This is a genomic window from Streptomyces sp. NPDC004609 (assembly GCF_042873655.1).
In the GTDB taxonomy this organism is placed as follows: domain Bacteria; phylum Actinomycetota; class Actinomycetes; order Streptomycetales; family Streptomycetaceae; genus Streptomyces.
Window position 1 is genome coordinate 72,252 of sequence record NZ_JBIALS010000008.1, and the last position, 15,953, is coordinate 88,204.

Sequence of the window (15,953 nt, forward strand, 5' to 3'; positions counted from 1 at the left end):
TCTCGTCGGGGGGCAGGGTGGTCGTCACCGGTGGGCGTCCTCTCGGGTTTCGGTGAGATGCGCGCCGACATGGCTGGTCAGCTCCCACTCGTTGCGGCCCCGCTGCTCCCGCCAGACCGCGCGCACGGCCGCGCCGGCGAGGAGTACCTGGTAGAAGGGGCCGCCGACGATGAGCTTGAGGTAGTGCACCGACCGCACGCGCAGCCCGTACTGCTTGCCGAAGTCGTGCAGTCCCACGATCTCGAAAACAAAGGTGATCATGGCGGTGATCAGCGGCAGGAAGGTCACGATGGCAACGCCCACGGGGACGTCGACAAAGAGCGCGATGGCCACGTTCAGCGGGATGACGACGCCGGTGAACGCCTGGAGGAACGGTGTCATCAGGGTGTAGCGGGCGAGCAGCCGCTGTCCCCGGCTGGGCAGCCGGCGCCAGTCCTTCTTCCGGTAGACCTGGAGGAACCCCTGGTTCCAGCGGGTCCGCTGCTTGAGCAGGCTCATCAGGCTGCCGGGGGTCTCCTCGCGGGTGACCATGTCGCTGTCGTACGCGACGACGACCTTCTTGCCGACGGAGGAGAGCCGTACCCCCAGATCGCAGTCCTCGGCGAGACACTCCGGATCCCAGCCGTCCGCCTCCCGCAGGACGTCGGTGCGGACGAAGACGGTGTTGCCGCCGAGGGGGATGAAGCCCTTCTGCGCGTGCAGATGGAGCCTGCTGCGGAACCAGAAGAAGTACTCCAGGCAGTTGCGGAGGCTGTACCAGCTGGAGTGGAAGTTGATCAGCTGCACTCCGCCCTGGACGACATCGGCGCCGGTGCTTCTGAACGCGTGGTCCACATGGGCGAGGAGTTCGGGGTGGACCTGGTCCTCCGCGTCGAAGACGCCCACGATGTCGCCGCGGCAGTGCGGGAGCGCGGTGTTCAGCGCCTTCGGTTTGTTCTTGGACTCATGGGTGTCGGTGACGACCCGGACCCGGAGGGGATCCTTCCGGGCCGCGCGCTCGGCGACCGCCGCGGTCTCCGGATCGTCGTGGCCGACGATGACGATGATCTCGAAGTTGGAGTGGCTGGACTCCAGGAGCCGCTCGATGGTGTGCTCCAGCACCGCCTGTTCGTGCCGGGCGGGCAACAGCAGGGAGAACGAGAGTCCCACCCCGCCGTCCGGCCGGTCGAAGCTGGTCGCTGCGAGCGTCTCAGGCGTGCGCCAGGCGTGCATCTGCCACCACAGCGTGAACGCCGCCATCCAGAAAAGGGCCATGGATATGGCCACGACCAGCACCGATAACAGCACGAAGCCCCCCTTGGCCCCTCGCGCGTGGCGTCAGGACCCCCCTGGCCAGAAAGCGCGCGTGTGCGGCCGGGTGGTCTCATGCACTCCCCTTGCGCATGTTCCCGGCCACGTCTTGTGTGGGGACCATATCCGCGGAATGTGAAAGTCCGGCGATCATCCGACAAACGCCATCGCATTGCTGACACTTGGCGTGCTGGAGGCCGCGGAACTTTCACATGTGTCCGCTCAGCGGACCGTACGCGACCGGGTGTCACCGTCTGAGGGATTCCCGCCACGGACCGGGCCCTCGTGGTCTAGGGCGCGGGAAGAGGGCTCGGCGCGGGCAGGGTGACCGAGATCGTCAGCCCGCCGTCCGGGTTGGCGACGGTGGTCAGGGGCGCGTCGTGCGCGTCGGCGATCGCGGCGACGATGGACAGGCCGAGGCCCGCGCCCTCGGCGGGCAGCCCGCCGGGCCCCTCGTCCCCGGGCCCGGCCGTGCGGGGGACGCGCAGCCGCCGGAACGGCTCGTACAGCTCGGGCACCCGCCCGGCCGGCACCACCGGACCGGTGTTGGTCACCGTGATCCCGCCGGAGCGTGTGGTCCGTACGAGAACCCGGCCGCCCGGGTGGTTGTACCGGACGGCGTTGTGCACCAGATTGCCGATCAGCCGGGTGAGCAGGACCGCGTCGCCCTCGACCACCGCCGGTGCGAGATCGGTCTCCAGCGCGATACCCGCCCCGGTGGCGGCGCCCCGGTACTGGGCGGCGGCCTCGACCGCCAGCTCGTCGAGCCGCACCGGCTCACGGGATTCGAGTCCCCGCTCGCCCTGGGCCAGCATCAGCAGCCCGTCGATCAGCTTCTCGGTACGGATGTTGGCGTTCAGCAGCTCCTGGCGCATCTCGGCGAGTTCCTGCGGGGTCGGCCGGTCGAGGCCGATGTCGATGGCCGCCCGCTGGACGGCGAGCGGGGTCCGCAGCTCGTGCGACGCGTTGGCGATGAAACGGCGCTGGGTGTCCGCCGCGCGCTGGAGTCGTTCGAGCATGTCGTCGAAGGTGTCGGCCAGTTCCTTGAGCTCGTCGCGGGGGCCGCGCAGCGCGATCCGCTCGTCCAGCCGGGAGAGGGAGAGCCGCTTCGCCGTCGCCGTGACCAGGTGCAGCGGACGCAGCAGCCGCCCGGCCAGCCACCATCCGGCGGCGACGGAGACCAGGGCGAGGACCCCGACGGCGATCCAGGTCACGTCCCACTGGTAGGCGAGGACGGTGTTCTTGAACCGTTCGGCCGAGCTCTCGGAGCTGCTCCGCACGTTCGCCGACGGTTCGCCACGGGTCGGGGGCGGGGCCGTCTTCCCGGGGGACGTACCCGATGACGTACCCGGCTCCGACAGCTCCGGCGCATCGGGGTTCTTCGGTGCCGCCCGCGAAACGGAGGGCCCGGACGGCTTCTGTGTCCCGGGCCGCCCGTTCGGTCCGTCGGACGGATACCGGCCCTGGGAGGCGTACGGCTCGTACGACTCGTGCAGCGTCCCGGCCTCGCGCTCCAGGACCCGGCCGAGCAACAGGTTCACGGTGATGAGGAGGATGGTGACGGCCGTGATGAACAGTCCGCTGTAGAGGGCCGTGAGCCGTACGCGTACGGAAGCGCGCCGCCCCCGTACGACATCCCGGGCCCGGCTCACAGCCGGTACCCCCCGCCCGCGACGGTGAGGATCACGGCGGGCTCCCCCAGCTTGGCGCGCAGCTTGCTCATCGTCACCTTCACCACCGTGGTGAACGGGTCGGTGTGCTCGTCCCACGCCCGCTCCAGCAGTTCCTCGCTGCTCACCACCGCCCCCCGCGCGCGCAGCAGCACCTCCAGCACGGCGAACTCCTTCGGGGTCAGCGGCAGGTACCGCCCGTCCCGGTACGCCTCTCTGCGGCCGGTGTCCAGGCTGATGCCCTCCCTCTCCAGCACGGGCGGCAGCGGCGGGCCACTGCGCCTGCCCAGGGAACGGACACGGGCGAGGAGTTCGGCGAAGGCGAAGGGCTTGGGCAGATAGTCGTCGGCGCCCAGGCCGAGGCCGGTCACCCGCTCGCTCACCGCGCTCGCGGCGGTGAGCATGAGGATGCGTACCGGCGCCCCCTCCCGGACGAGTCGGCGGCAGATCTCGTCGCCGTGGACCCCGGGCAGATCCCTGTCCAGGATCAGGACGTCGTAGTCGTTGACCGCCAGCCGTTCGAGCGCGGCGGAGCCGTCGTACACCACGTCCACCGCCAGGGCGTTCCGGCGCAGACCGGTGGCGAGCAGTCCGGCGAGCGGGCGTTCGTCCTCGGCCACGAGTAGTCGCATGACTGTCTTGGTAGCTCGCGTCCTGTAAGGAGGCGGTGAACGCCCGGGTCACCGGCGCGAAACCCCCGCCGGGGCAGCGTTGCGGCCATGAATCAGCATGTGCGACACCCGGAACGGCCCGGGCACACGCCCCGGCACCCGGCCGCCCTTCTCACCCCTGTGCTTCCCACGGCCACCACCGCCGCGCTTTCCACGGCGCCCGCGCCCGCCCCCGCCGCGCCCCGTCCTCCCGGACGCCGGCGCGGGGTCCGGCTGCTGCCCGCCCTCGCGCTCCCCGCCCTGCTGCTCGCCGCGCTGACCGGCTGCGGTTCCTCCGGGGACACGGGCGAGGCGGCCGGCGCCGAGAGCCCCTCCCCCAAGGCGGGCCGGGACGGGGTGGCGTACGCCACGTGCCTGCGCGAGCAGGGCATCGACGCGGCCGACCCGGCCGCCGACGGCGGCTCCCGCATCAAGGTCCCCGAGGGCGGTGAGGCCAAGCTGAAGGCGGCGGAGGCCGCGTGCAAGAAGTACGCCCCGGAGGACAGGGACACCCCCGGTGATCCCAACGCCCACGACAAGGACCTCAAGCTGGCCCGCTGTCTGCGCGCCAACGGCCTCGACGTCAAGGACCCCCAGTCCGGAAAGCCGCTGGAGCTGATGTCCAGGGCGGGCGAGGAGGCCAAGGTCGAGAAGGCCCAGCGGGCCTGCCAGAAGGAGGCCGGCCCGCCCGAGGACGAGAAGGGCACCTCGTCATGACCGTGGTGGAGACCGGTCCCCCGGGGCCACCGGGGGAGCCGCCCGTCCCGCCGCGCCGGAGCCGGGTCCGGCGCGGGCCGGCCGTCCTCGTCGCCGCCGTCCTCGTCGGCGGCGCGGCGGGTGCCGCCGCCTTCTTCGTACCGGACCGGGGGAAGGACGGCCCCGGGACCGGTCCGCGCATGTCCACGGCCCCCGTCGTCCGGACCGATCTCGCCCAGCGCACCCAACTGGACGGCACGCTCGACTACTCCGGCAGCCACAAGGTGACCGCCGGGGCGCGGGGGACGATCACCTGGCTGCCCGCCGAGGGGGAGGTGATCCGGCGCGGACAGCGGGTGTACGGCGTCGACGGGCATCCCGTTCCCCTGCTCTACGGCGCCACTCCGCTGTGGCGGGCGCTGACCCGGGGCATGACCGACGGCCCGGACGTCACCCTGCTGGAACGCAATCTCGTCCGCCTCGGCCACGGCTCCTCCCTCGCGGTCGACGACCACTTCAGCGCGGCGACGGCCGCCGCGGTCGAGAAGTGGCAGAAGGACCTGGGCGTCACCGCGTCGGGAACCGTGCGGCCGGGCGACGTGGTCGTCAAACCGGGCGCGCTGCGCGTCACCTCCGTCACCGGAGTGCTGGGGGCGCAGGCGGCCGGCGAGGTGTTCACGGCCTCCGGCACCGAACGCCGGATCCTGGTGGACCTGCCCGTGGCACAGCAGGAGCTGGCCGTCGCCGGTGCCGCGGTGCGGATCCAGTTCCCCGGCGGGAAGCCGGCCACGGGCAGGGTCGCCTCCGTCGGCAAGGTGGCCACCGGCGGCGACGGCGACGACGAGCAGCAACCGGGCGCCGGCACCGAGACGGCCACCCTCCCCGTGGTGATCACCCTCGACCGCGCCGCGGACGCCGGACGGTTCGACAAGGCGCCGGTCACGGTCGGCTTCACGAGCGGGGTGCGGAAGAACGTCCTGGCGGTGCCGGTGAGCGCGCTGGTCGCGATGCCGTACGGCAGCTACGCGGTACGGGCCGTGGCGGCGGACGGCGGTGTACGGCGCGTCCCGGTGGAGCTGGGGGTCTTCGCCGACGGCAAGGTCGAGGTGACCGGTGCCCTGACGGCCGGGACCACGGTGGAGGTGCCGGGCGCATGACGACCGATTCCCGGACCGGCGGCGCCGTGCCCGTGGTGGAGCTGCGCGCCGCGTCCAAGGAGTACCCCGGCAGCGTACGGGCGCTGCACCGGGTCTCGCTCACCATCGGCCCCGGCGAACTCCTCGCCATCGTCGGCCCGTCGGGCTCCGGAAAGTCCACGCTGCTGCATCTGATGGGCACGCTCGACCGGCCGAGCACGGGCCTGGTGACGGTACGGGGCCACGATGTCGCGGCCCTGTCCGACCGGCGGCTCGCGGCCATCCGGGCGCGCTGGATCGGCTTCGTGTTCCAGCAGTTCTTTCTGACCTCCCACCTCTCGGCGCTCGACAACGTGGCGACGGGCCTGCTCTACAGCGGCATTCCGCTGCGGCGGCGCAGGGCCCTGGCCGCCGCGGGTCTCGAACGGGTCGGCCTCGGCCGCCGGATGAGCCATCGGCCGGGACAGCTCTCCGGCGGGGAGAAACAGCGGGTCGCGATCGCCCGCGCGGTCGTCCACCGCCCGGCCCTGCTGCTCGCGGACGAGCCCACCGGCGCACTCGACTCGGCGACGGGCACGGGGATCATGGAGGTCCTCGCGGAGCTGAACCGGGACGGCACGTCCGTCGCGGTCATCACCCACGACCACGCGCTCGCGGCCTCGCTGCCGAGACGGGTCGAGCTGCTGGACGGCCGGATCCGTACGGACACGAAGGCGGCCCCGCGCACGAACACAGGCGCGGACACCAGCACCCACGCAGGCACGGTCCTGGCCACAGACACGGACCCGGGCACCCACACAGGCACGGACCCGGCCACTGACACGGAGTCCGTACGCGGGAAGGGGTCCGGATGACGCTCCTCGCGCCCTCCCCGGCGGATGCGGCAACGCCCCACCCCCTCCCCGTGCCCGCCCGTCTCAGCACGGTCGATCTGGCCCGCGTCGGCCTCGGAGGTCTGCGGGGACGCCCCCTGCGCGCGGCCCTGTCCGCGCTCGGCATCGCGATCGGCATCGCCGCGCTCGTCTCCGTCCTGGGCATCAGTACGGTGAGCCGGGCGGGCCTGCTGAAACAGGTCGAGGCCCTCGGCACCAACCTCCTCACCGCCGCCCCCGGCCAGTCCCTGCGGGGCGACGACGCCAAGCTGCCGAAGGACGCGGTGGGCATGGTCCGGCAGATCCCCGGTGTCGAGTCGGTCTCGGCGGTGGGCACCGTCCCGGACGCGACGGTACGGCGCACCGACCGCATCCCCGTGGCGGAGACGGGCGGCATCGGGGTCCAGGCCGCCCGGCTCGATCTGCTGCGGACGATCGGCGGCTCGGGCGACCCGATGGCGTCCGGGGTGTTCCTCAACGCGGCGACCGCCCGCTATCCCTCCGTCGTCCTCGGCTCGGTCGCGGCACGGCGGCTCGGCTTCGACCGGCCCGGGGAGCAGGTCTACACGGCGGGCCGCTGGGTCACGGTCATCGGCATCCTCAAGCCCCTGCCGCTGGCCCCCGAGATCGACCGTGCGGCGCTGCTCGGCTGGGAGTACGCGGCCCAGCTCGGATTCGACGGTCACCCCACCCGTATCTACGAGCGTTCGAAGGACTCCGCCGTCGAGCGGGTGTGGCAGGTGCTCGCCGCCACGGTCTCGCCGGAGCACCCCCAGGAGGTACGGGTGAGCCGGCCGTCGGACGCGCTGACGGCCCAGCTGGCTGCGAAGTCCGTGTTCAACGGACTGCTGCTCGGCCTCGGCGGGGTGGCACTGTTCGTCGGCGGCGTCGGCATCGCGAACATCATGGTCATCTCGGTCCTGGAGCGCCGTCAGGAGATCGGGCTGCGGCGGGCGCTGGGCGCGACCCGGCGGCAGATCCGGACGCAGTTCCTGACGGAGGCGGTGGCCCTGTCGCTGCTGGGCGGGCTGCTCGGGCTGGTCATCGGGATGGGCATCACCCTCGGCTACGCGGTCCATCGCGGCTGGCCCCTGGTGCTGCCCGCGGAAGCGGTGAAGGGCGGGGTCGGCGCGGCGGCGCTGATCGGCGCGGTGGCGGGGCTGTATCCGGCACGGCGGGCGGCGAGGCTGCCCCCGACAGAGGCGCTCGCGTCGTCGTGACGAGCCCGGCGTTGCCGTGACCCGGCCCCGGCGGAGGCGCTCGCGCTGTCGTGGCGTGCGTCCCGCCGGGGGCGTCGCGCGGTTGCGGGAGCGCCGGGCCTCCGGGTCACCGCCCGGGGGGGGCCGGGGGCCGCCGAGTGCCCGGACCGCCGGGGTGCCGCTCACTTCAGCTGCTCGGCCAGCTCGGCCGGTTCGTTCGTGGGCCGCCGGCAGGTGAAACCCCGGCAGACATAGGCGGCGGCCCGCCCGTCCACGAGCGGGCGGCCCCTCAGCAGCGGGAACTCGTCGCCGTCGGGCGGACCGGCGGCGACGACCGCGCCGGGGGCCGTTCCCAGCAGGGCCGTCCGGTGGAGTTCCCCGGCCGAGGGGTCGCCCTCAAGACCGACGACGGCCACCTCACGCGGCCCGTCGAGCAGCGCCTCCGCCACGGCGAGCCCCCATCCGATGAACCTGGGCGCGCGCGGCCCCAGCGCCTTCACCACACCCAGCGCGCCTTCCGCCGTGCCGCGGTGGGCCTCGGACCCGGTGTGCGCGGCGTACGACAGCAGCGCCCCGGCGGCGGCCGTCCAGCCGGAGGGGGTGGCGTTGTCGGTCGGGTCCTGCGGCCGGCGGATGAGCGGTTCGGCGTCGTGGGCGGTGTCGTAGAGGGTCCCGTTCTCGCCGGTGAACCGGTCGATGACGTGGTCCAGCAGGAATCCCGCGAAGTCCAGCCACACCCCTTCCCCGGTGACACCCGCGAGGGCGACGAAGCCCTCGGCGACATCGGCGTAGTCCTCCAGGACACCGGCGTTCGCACCGGCCGCGCCGTCCTTCGACGTACGGGTGAGGCGGGCGCCGTCGTCCATGTGCAGCCGTACGAGCAGATCGGCGGCCTCGGTGGCGCGTTCGACGAGGTCCGGGCGGTCGAAGTAGGCGCCGGTCTCGGCGAGGGCGGCGACGGCCAGCCCGTTCCAGGCGGCGACGATCTTGTCGTCCCGATCCGGGCGGGGCCGGCGCTCGCGTGCGGCGAAGAGCCGTTCCCGTACGGACGGATCGGGCTCCGCGCCCGGCAGCCGCAGCACGGACGCGCCCTCCTCGAAGGTCCCCTCCTCGGTCACCCCGTACAGCTCGGCCGCCCGCTGCCCGTCCTCGTCGCCGAGGGCCTCGCGCAGCTGCCGCGGAGTCCATACGTAGTACGCGCCCTCGACCGTCCTGCCGTCGAGTTCGCTGTCCGCGTCCAGCGCGGACGCGAAGCCCCCCTCGGCGGTCCGCAGCTCCCGCACCATGAAGTCGGCGGTCTCCAGCGCGACCCTGCGGGCGAGGGCGGACCCGGTGGCGCGCCAGAGGTGGGCGTACACCCGGCACAGGAGCGCGTTGTCGTAGAGCATCTTCTCGAAGTGGGGGACGATCCACTCCCGGTCGACGGAGTAGCGGGCGAAGCCGCCGCCGAGCTGGTCGTAGATCCCGCCCCGGGCCATCGCCTCACAGGTCGCCGCGGCCATCTGGAGGGCCCCTTCGGCACCGGTGCGGGCATGGTGCCTCAGCAGGAACTCCAGCACCATCGACGGCGGGAACTTGGGCGCGCGCCCGAATCCCGCGTGCCGCTCGTCGTAGTCCCGGGTGAGCCCGAGCAGCGCCTGCGACAGCTCCGGTTCCCCGGGCACTCCCTCCCCGCCGTGCGCGAGCGACCGCCCGGACAGATCCCGGGTGATCTTCCCCGCGACGTCGGCGACCTCGTCCCGCCGGTCCGCCCAGGCGGCCGTGACCCCTTCCAGCACCTGCCTGAAGGACGCCATGCCGTGCCGGGGCTCGGGCGGGAAGTAGGTCCCGAAGTAGAACGGCCGGGCGTCGGCGGTCAGGAACACGGTCATGGGCCAGCCGCCCTGCCCGGTCGCCGCCTGCACGGCCTCCATGTACACGGCGTCGACATCCGGCCGCTCCTCGCGGTCGACCTTCACCGGCACGAAGTGCTCGTTCAGATAGGCGGCCGTCTCCTCGTCCTCGAAGGACTCGTGCGCCATCACATGACACCAGTGATCAGTCGGCTAAGTGGCACGACGAATAGCCCACCGAGAGAAGGATGGGTACGTCGCGCCGCTTGGCCTCTTGCATCGCCCCCTCTCCCCATGGCCACCAGTCGACTGGATTGGTGGCGTGCTGGAGGAGATAGGGCGACTGGGAATCGGCCAGTCGGTTCATGCCTCTACCTTCCCATGCCCACACGGCCGGGGTCCCGCAGCGCGGGCAGGGAAACCGTCGACGCGAAGCCGGACCATCCGTATCCGGTCATGAAGCGCCCACCAGCAGCCAGCACTGTAATACACCTTGCCGTACACTGCTGGCATGAAGCCGACCCGCGCCGGGATGACCGAGAACATTTCCGTCTCCATGCCCGCCGACCTGGTCACTGAGCTGCGCTCACGAGCCGGACGCCGCGGTGTGTCCGGCTACATCACCGAGGCGGTCCGGCACCAGCTCGCCATGGACGGCCTCGCCGAGATCGTCGCCTCACATGAAGAGGAACATGGCGCGCTCACAGAGCAGGAGGTCGAAGCCGCGCGCCGCGAGCTGTTCGGGGAAGTGAACTCTCAGGGCACCGGGTGGAGCGCCGCGTGAAGGAGCAGCCCGCCCGATCCCTGGTGCTCGGCTCCGAGGCGCTCTCCCTGCTTCTGCGCAATGACCGCAAGATGGCAGCTCGCATCGAAGCCTCCCGGCAGGCCGGAGTTCCCGTCCTCGTGTCCGTCCTGACCATCGTCGAAGCGGTACAGGGGAAGACGGACTCGGCACGGTTGAACTGGGTTCTCTCCCGGCTGCGGGTAGAACCGGTCAGCCAGGAAGACGCACTGACCGCGGTAGCGCTGCTTCGGGATGCCGGCGGTCTGCACGGGCACAAGTACGCCATCGACGCCCTCGTCGCCGCACTGGCTCTCCGCGCCCCGGCGCCCGCCATCGTCCTGACCTCCGACCGCGACGACTGGTCGAAGCTCTGCGGCAGCCGCGTCGTCATCCGAGAGATGTGAAGGACTGCTGCGGTACCAGAACGCCCCCGCCCCCACCCAGCGGACAGCCAAGCGGACCGCCCGCCGCACCCCGCTTCCGGCCGCCTCCGCCCTCCCCTTTACCCCTTGGGCCTGGTGAGTGAGCCGAAGGGGACGGTGGGTGTTCGCGCCCGCCTGTTCCGCCCCGCTTCCGGCCGCCTCCACCCTCCCCCTCACCCCATGTGCTTGGTGAGTGAGCCGAAGGGGGTCGTGGGTGTCGAAAGAGAGAACGCGCGGAGGCCGCGAGGAACGAGCGGTCGAGCACGATCGACCGTCGACACACACTAAAGGCCCCCGGTGGGGGTCCCCCCGGACGGAGTCTGGGGGAGAGGGAGCCACAAACAAAGGCGCGCGCCGGTCACTGTCCGGAGTGCGGTCCCACGGCCCACCCAGCACCATCGACCGCCACCCCCCGCCAAAGGCGATGGGGCCCCCGGACGGAGTCTGGGGAGAACGAACCCCAAAAAACACGCTCTCTCGCGCAGACGCACAACACGCAGGACACTTGTGTCCGGATCGGAACCGGACACGGAGGGGGCTCGTATGCGGGACAGCCATCGGACCGAAGCCGAGCGGCTGTTGGTACGCGCCGTGGAGGAAGAGGCACGGCGTTCGGGCGGGCAGGCGGACACCGGCACCCTGCTGGCCCGCGGCAGAGCCGCTCTCGACGTGATGGCCACGAACGCGGCCGAGGAGTACGCCGCTTACGAGCAGGCGCTCGCCGAGGCGGAGGCGGCACGGCAGCCGCTGTCCGCGCGGCTGAACCGGGCGAATCTGTCGACTCCCCTGCTGGTGACGGCGGTTGCCGCCGTCGCGGCGGCCGGGGCAGACCTCGCGCTCGGCACGGCATCCGGTACGGCGCTCGGCGCGGGGGCGGTCGTCGCGGTGGCCGGGGCGGCGACGACGGTGCTGAAGGTGACCGCGTCGCACTGGCCGGCCGCGCACCGCAGGGCGGGCGCGCTCGGACAGCCGGGCGGGGCCGAGCAGTTGAGGCTCCAGTGGCTGACGGCGTTCGAGGTGCGGGGCGTACGGCCGTTCCTGGACCAGCAGCGGATGCTGCTGGCCACCGCGCGGCCCCGGCCGGTGCGGTCCGGGCAGCAGGGCACCACGCCGCAGTTGCGGGGCGGCGACCGGAGCGCGGCGGCGCGCAGGAGGTCGGTGCTGGAGCAGTCGTTCGGGCATCTGCCGCTGCGGGAGGGCCCGTTCGCGGGCCGTCGGGAGGCGATGAGCCAGATCACGCAGTGGGTGCACGCGGCCCGTGCGTCGACGGAGACGAAGCCGACGATCGTCGTCCTGCACGGGAAGCCCGGATCGGGCCGCACCACCCTCGCCCTGCGGGCGGCGCACCATCTCAAGGACCAGTTCCGGGGGGCGTGTGTCGTCGATCTGCGCGGCGAGGGCGACCATCCGCTGTCCACCCGGGACGCGCTGCTGCATCTGCTGAACCGGCTGGGCGCGCCGCGCGAGCAACTGCTGTTCCGCGAGCGGTCGTCGGCGGAGCAGCAGGTGCGGCGGCTGAGCGAGCTGTACCACCAGCATCTGACGGGGCTGCCCGTCACGGTCGTCCTGGACGACGCGGCCGATCCGGCGCAGGTGCGCACCCTGGTACCGGAGCGTTCCGACAGCCTGGTGCTGGTGACGTCCCGGGCGCCCCTCGAACTGCCCGGGGACATCCCCGCGTGGGTGCACCAGTTGCCGGTGGACGCACTGGACGAGGCGGGCGCGGAGGAGTTGCTGCGGGCGGTGGCCTCGGCCCCGTCCGAGGGACCGTACGACGCGCAGGGAGCCGACCGTGTCGCCCGTCTGTGCGGCGGGCTGCCGCTGGCGCTGCGGATCGCGGGATCCTCGCTCGGGCCGCGTACGGCGGAGCGGCTGTCCGCCGATCTGGAGGCGTACGGCACGCTCGAACCGGTCGAGCGGGCCCTGTGGCTGCGCTACACCGACCAGAGCGAGCAGTCCCGCCGGCTGCTGCGCCGGCTCGCGCTCGCCGGGCGGGCGTCCCTGGGCGCGGCAGCGGCGGCGGCGCTGCTGGCCACGGACGAGCAGGAGTCGGAGCGGCTGCTGCGGGAGCTGGCGGACGCGGGGCTGATCGACCGGGTGCGCTCCAGCCGCTACCGGCTCCACGACATCGTCCGCGCCTTCGCGCGGGCGCGGCTGCTCGACGAGGAGGAGGCGTCGGAGCGTACGGCCGCGCAGGAGCGGCTGATCCAGAACTACGCGGACCTCGCCGGGGCCGTGATCCGTATGGTCGACGGCAAACTCTCCACCCGGGCGGGGAAGTTCGGCGCGCACGGCTTCTCCTCGCTGGAGTCGGCGCTGCGCTGGCTCGACGACGAGTCCAGCTTCATCACCTCGGCGCTGCGGCACGCGGAGGGTGTGGACCAGCAGAGTGTGCTCAATCTGCTGGGCGCGCTCGCCGACTACTGTCTGCTGCGCGGCGATCTGTACCGGCTCGGGGAGATCAGCGAGCTGTCGCAGGCGGTCGACCAGGGGCTGCTGGAGCGTTCCGTACGGTGGCGTACGGGCATCGCGGCCCGTCAGCTCGGCGAGCTGGACAAGGCGCGGACGACCCTGTCGTCGGTGGTCGGGCTCTACCGGGAGGCGCAGAACGAGGCCGGGGCGGCGCTCGCGCTCTGCTCGCTGGGGATCACCCTGCACCACCAGGGCAATCTGACGGAGGCGGCGGCGAAGCTGGACGAGGCGATCGCGCTCCAGTCGTCGGACGAGCTGGCGGAGGACCGGGCGTGGTCGCTGCACGCGCTCGCCTCGGTACGGCGGGACCAGGCCCGTCTCGCGGAGGCGCAGACGCTGCTGGCGACGGCGCTGGAGCTGCACCGCGAGGGCGAGTCGCTGCACGGTGAGGCGTGGACGCACTTCCAGCTGGGTCAGGTCTGTCTGCGGATGGGCGATGTGCCGCGCGCGGAGTCGGAGCTGCGGACCGCGCTGGACCAGTACGGGCGTACCCGTGACGGCCGGGGTGAGGCGTGGGCGCTGACCCAGCTGGCGCGGGCCCGGCTGGTCGACGGCGATCCGGTGCCGGCGGTGGACCAACTGCGGCAGGCGCTGTCCCGGCACCGGGACAACGAGGACGCGCGCGGTGAGGCGTGGACGCTGTACTACCTCGGGCAGGCGCTGGAGGAGCGCGGCGACCGCGACCAGGCGGTACGGGAGCTGGAGCGGGCGCGGACGATGTTCTCGCGGATGCGGGACGTGTACGGGCTGGCGTGCGCGCGCCACCACTCGGGACGGGTCACCCGCGACCAGCGCGCGGCCCAGACCGGCAATCTGCGCAACTCCGGTTTCGCCCGCCAGCTGCTGGTGGACGCGCGAGCGGACTTCCGCCGGATCGGGGTGGCGCACGGCGAGGCGTGGACCTGTCTGGAGCTCGCCCTGATCGACGCGGGCAACAGTCGCGCGGCGCAGGCGCTGACGCTGTGCGACGAGGCGCTCGGGCTGTTCACCTCGTACGACGACGAGCGGGGTGCCGACTGGGCCCGCTTCCTGCGCTGCACCCTGCTCCCCTACGCCTCCCCCGGCGGTACGGAGGTGGGCACGGTGGTCGCGCAGGAGGAGCTGTCCCGCCTGATCGCGGCCCGCCACCCCACGCGCGACGGCAAGCTGGAGGACTGTGCCGAGGCGCTCTCGGTGATCCTCGACCGGGGCGTCCGCCTGGAGGACGGCTGGGGGGCCTGGAATCTGGGCCTCGTCCCGAACCGCCACGCCCGGGAGGTCATGGGGGTCCCGGTGGTGGCGACGGGCTGAACCGGGGGTGGGCGGCCCGGACCGGCCGGGCCGCCCCGTCCACGAAGCGGGGCGGTTCGGTGACTCCGGTCACCGACCGGGCAGCTCGATGGCACCGGTCACGGCAGACCCTGCCACCGCCAGCCCACCCGTACGCCAGACACGCCCCGCCTGCCCGCCACAGAAGACCACCGGACAAAGCCGCCGGCACACTCCACGGCGGTCGCGCCAGCCCGCCCCTACGCCAGACACGCTCCCGCCTACCCGCCACAGAAGACCACCGGACAAAGCCGCCGGCACCCGCCACACCGGTCACGGCAGACACCGGTACACCGGTCGTGACCGGGCCCGCACCGCGTGCCGTCCGACAGGCCGTGGAGGCCCGGCGGACGGGGCGGGCGACGGTACGGCGAGGCCGCCGCCGGGCGCGGTCGGGGCACCCGGGGCGGCCGGAGAGCCGGCGGACCGGCGTTACACCGTGCCCGTCTCCGACGACGACGCCGTCTGCGACGAGGACTTCGGCGCGCGGGCGTCCGGCACGGCGGACTCCTCGAAGTCGATGCGGCCCATGTGCCGGTTCATCGACTTCATGAGGAGCCACACACCGACGGCCATGACCGCGAAGATGAGGAAGCCCAGGACACCCGGGGTGACCTTGTTCTCGTCGAGCTCCTTCGCCAGGGTCGCCGCGTGCGTGATTGCGAGGTTTGCGCTAGCGCTCATGTCAGGCATTCTCGCGGATGCCCGCGAAGAGGTCGTCCTCGGGGAGGGAGGTGTCGACCAAAGACGTCGCCAGCTCGTACTCCTCCGTCGGCCAGACCTTCTTCTGGAGCTCCATCGGAACGTTGAACCAGCCCCCGTCGGGGTCGATCTGCGTGGCGTGCGCGATCAGCGCCTTGTCACGGATCTCGAAGAAGTCGGCGCAGGGAACATGCGTGGTCAGCGTGCGCTCGGCGCGCTCGAACTCCTTCCAGCGCTCCAGCCACTCCCCGTACGGGGACTCCAGACCGTTCGCGAGGAGCGCCTCGTGGAGCGCGACCGTGCGGGGGCGGTTGAAGCCCTGGTTGTAGTAGAGCTTCATTGGCTGCCAGACCGGGCCGAACTCGGACTCGGGGAAGCGCTCCGCGTCGGCCGCGCCCTCGAAGGCCACCATCGAAATCTTGTGGGTCATGATGTGGTCGGGGTGGGGGTAGCCGCCGTTCTCGTCGTAGGTGGTGATCACCTGGGGGCGGAACGAGCGGATCGACCGCACCAGGCGGCCCGCCGCGCTCTCCACGTCCTCCAGGGCGAAACAGCCCTCCGGCAGCGGCGGCAGCGGGTCGCCCTCGGGCAGCCCGGAGTCGACGAAGCCGAGCCACTCCTGGTCGACGCCCAGGATCTCGCGGGCCTCGTCCATCTCCTTGCGGCGGACCTCGTGGATGTTCTCCTCGATATAGGCGTCCCCCTGGAGCTTGGGGTTGAGGATGGAGCCGCGCTCGCCGCCCGTGCAGGTCACGACCAGCACGTCCACCCCCTCGGACACGTACTTGGCCATCGTGGCCGCGCCCTTGCTCGACTCGTCGTCGGGGTGGGCGTGAACGGCCATCAGTCGCAGCTGCTCAGTCAAGACTCAATCCTCAGGATTCGTCGCATATGGTCGGTGCCGTCCCGTTCGGGACGTC

General features: G+C 72.4%; 12 protein-coding genes and 1 pseudogene. 7 read left to right on the top strand and 6 right to left on the bottom strand.

The features are described from left to right. Positions 1-24 precede the first annotated feature (24 nt). From ACFYT4_RS10665 to ACFYT4_RS10675, 3 genes are all read right to left on the bottom strand, one after another. The gene (locus tag ACFYT4_RS10665) at positions 25-1,287 is read right to left on the bottom strand and encodes a glycosyltransferase (protein ID WP_389267180.1); all 1,263 of its coding nucleotides are present in this window, start codon (positions 1,285-1,287) and stop codon (positions 25-27) included. Between the two features lie 293 nt (positions 1,288-1,580). Continuing rightward, on the bottom strand, positions 1,581-2,942 hold the full coding sequence (locus ACFYT4_RS10670) for a sensor histidine kinase (protein ID WP_389267181.1): 1,362 nt from the start codon (positions 2,940-2,942) through the stop codon (positions 1,581-1,583). Further along, positions 2,939-3,592, bottom strand: coding sequence for a response regulator transcription factor (locus tag ACFYT4_RS10675; RefSeq protein ID WP_389267182.1), 654 nt, complete (start codon positions 3,590-3,592; stop codon positions 2,939-2,941). The genes ACFYT4_RS10670 and ACFYT4_RS10675 overlap by 4 nt, the downstream gene beginning before the upstream one ends. Positions 3,593-3,679: 87 nt before the next feature. On the opposite strand from ACFYT4_RS10675, the gene ACFYT4_RS10680 reads away from it, so the two are divergent. Genes ACFYT4_RS10680 through ACFYT4_RS10695 form a run of 4 tightly spaced genes read left to right on the top strand, consistent with a single transcriptional unit; the run spans position 3,680 to position 7,534 of the window. After that, positions 3,680-4,327 carry a hypothetical protein gene (locus ACFYT4_RS10680; protein WP_389267183.1) on the top strand — a complete coding sequence of 216 codons (648 nt, stop codon included), beginning with the start codon at positions 3,680-3,682 and terminating at the stop codon, positions 4,325-4,327. Further along, positions 4,324-5,463, top strand: a complete 1,140-nt coding sequence (locus tag ACFYT4_RS10685) for a peptidoglycan-binding protein (protein WP_389267185.1) — start codon at positions 4,324-4,326, stop codon at positions 5,461-5,463. The genes ACFYT4_RS10680 and ACFYT4_RS10685 overlap by 4 nt, the downstream gene beginning before the upstream one ends. Then, a complete protein-coding gene (locus ACFYT4_RS10690) occupies positions 5,460-6,296 on the top strand; it encodes an ABC transporter ATP-binding protein (RefSeq protein ID WP_389267186.1) in 837 nt (278 codons plus the stop codon). Before ACFYT4_RS10685 ends, ACFYT4_RS10690 begins: the two co-directional genes overlap by 4 nt. Then, positions 6,293-7,534 carry an ABC transporter permease gene (locus tag ACFYT4_RS10695; protein WP_389267187.1) on the top strand — a complete coding sequence of 414 codons (1,242 nt, stop codon included), beginning with the start codon at positions 6,293-6,295 and terminating at the stop codon, positions 7,532-7,534. The genes ACFYT4_RS10690 and ACFYT4_RS10695 overlap by 4 nt, the downstream gene beginning before the upstream one ends. A 161-nt stretch (positions 7,535-7,695) precedes the next feature. On the opposite strand, the pseudogene ACFYT4_RS10700 reads toward ACFYT4_RS10695, so the two are convergent. Then, positions 7,696-9,712 (bottom strand): annotated as a pseudogene (locus ACFYT4_RS10700) (thioredoxin domain-containing protein). A gap of 144 nt (positions 9,713-9,856) precedes the next feature. Here ACFYT4_RS10700 and ACFYT4_RS10705 point away from each other — a divergent pair. From ACFYT4_RS10705 to ACFYT4_RS10715, 3 genes are all read left to right on the top strand, one after another. Beyond that, on the top strand, positions 9,857-10,129 hold the full coding sequence (locus tag ACFYT4_RS10705) for a hypothetical protein (protein ID WP_389267188.1): 273 nt from the start codon (positions 9,857-9,859) through the stop codon (positions 10,127-10,129). Next, the gene (locus tag ACFYT4_RS10710; protein ID WP_389267189.1) at positions 10,126-10,533 is read left to right on the top strand and encodes a PIN domain-containing protein; all 408 of its coding nucleotides are present in this window, start codon (positions 10,126-10,128) and stop codon (positions 10,531-10,533) included. Before ACFYT4_RS10705 ends, ACFYT4_RS10710 begins: the two co-directional genes overlap by 4 nt. 561 nt (positions 10,534-11,094) lie before the next feature. Beyond that, positions 11,095-14,313, top strand: coding sequence for a tetratricopeptide repeat protein (locus tag ACFYT4_RS10715; protein ID WP_389267190.1), 3,219 nt, complete (start codon positions 11,095-11,097; stop codon positions 14,311-14,313). A gap of 450 nt (positions 14,314-14,763) precedes the next feature. On the opposite strand, the gene ACFYT4_RS10720 is transcribed toward ACFYT4_RS10715, so the two are convergent. Together ACFYT4_RS10720 and mca are read right to left on the bottom strand one after the other, a co-directional pair. Continuing rightward, positions 14,764-15,024, bottom strand: a complete 261-nt coding sequence (locus tag ACFYT4_RS10720; protein WP_389267191.1) for a hypothetical protein — start codon at positions 15,022-15,024, stop codon at positions 14,764-14,766. After that, positions 15,017-15,898: a mycothiol conjugate amidase Mca gene (mca, locus tag ACFYT4_RS10725; protein ID WP_389267192.1), complete on the bottom strand. Its 882-nt coding sequence runs from the start codon at positions 15,896-15,898 to the stop codon at positions 15,017-15,019. Before mca ends, ACFYT4_RS10720 begins: the two co-directional genes overlap by 8 nt. Between the last annotated feature and the right edge of the window lie 55 nt (positions 15,899-15,953).

Bases quoted from the DNA above. Each gene is read 5' to 3' on its own strand.
- ACFYT4_RS10690 (WP_389267186.1), top strand. From the start codon at position 5,460: ATGACGACCGATTCCCGGACCGGCGGCGCCGTGCCCGTGGTGGAGCTG.
- ACFYT4_RS10720 (WP_389267191.1), bottom strand. From the start codon at position 15,024: ATGCCTGACATGAGCGCTAGCGCAAACCTCGCAATCACGCACGCGGCG.
- ACFYT4_RS10680 (WP_389267183.1), top strand. From the start codon at position 3,680: ATGAATCAGCATGTGCGACACCCGGAACGGCCCGGGCACACGCCCCGG.
- ACFYT4_RS10685 (WP_389267185.1), top strand. From the start codon at position 4,324: ATGACCGTGGTGGAGACCGGTCCCCCGGGGCCACCGGGGGAGCCGCCC.
- ACFYT4_RS10675 (WP_389267182.1), bottom strand. From the start codon at position 3,592: ATGCGACTACTCGTGGCCGAGGACGAACGCCCGCTCGCCGGACTGCTC.
- ACFYT4_RS10695 (WP_389267187.1), top strand. From the start codon at position 6,293: ATGACGCTCCTCGCGCCCTCCCCGGCGGATGCGGCAACGCCCCACCCC.
- ACFYT4_RS10715 (WP_389267190.1), top strand. From the start codon at position 11,095: ATGCGGGACAGCCATCGGACCGAAGCCGAGCGGCTGTTGGTACGCGCC.
- ACFYT4_RS10705 (WP_389267188.1), top strand. From the start codon at position 9,857: ATGAAGCCGACCCGCGCCGGGATGACCGAGAACATTTCCGTCTCCATG.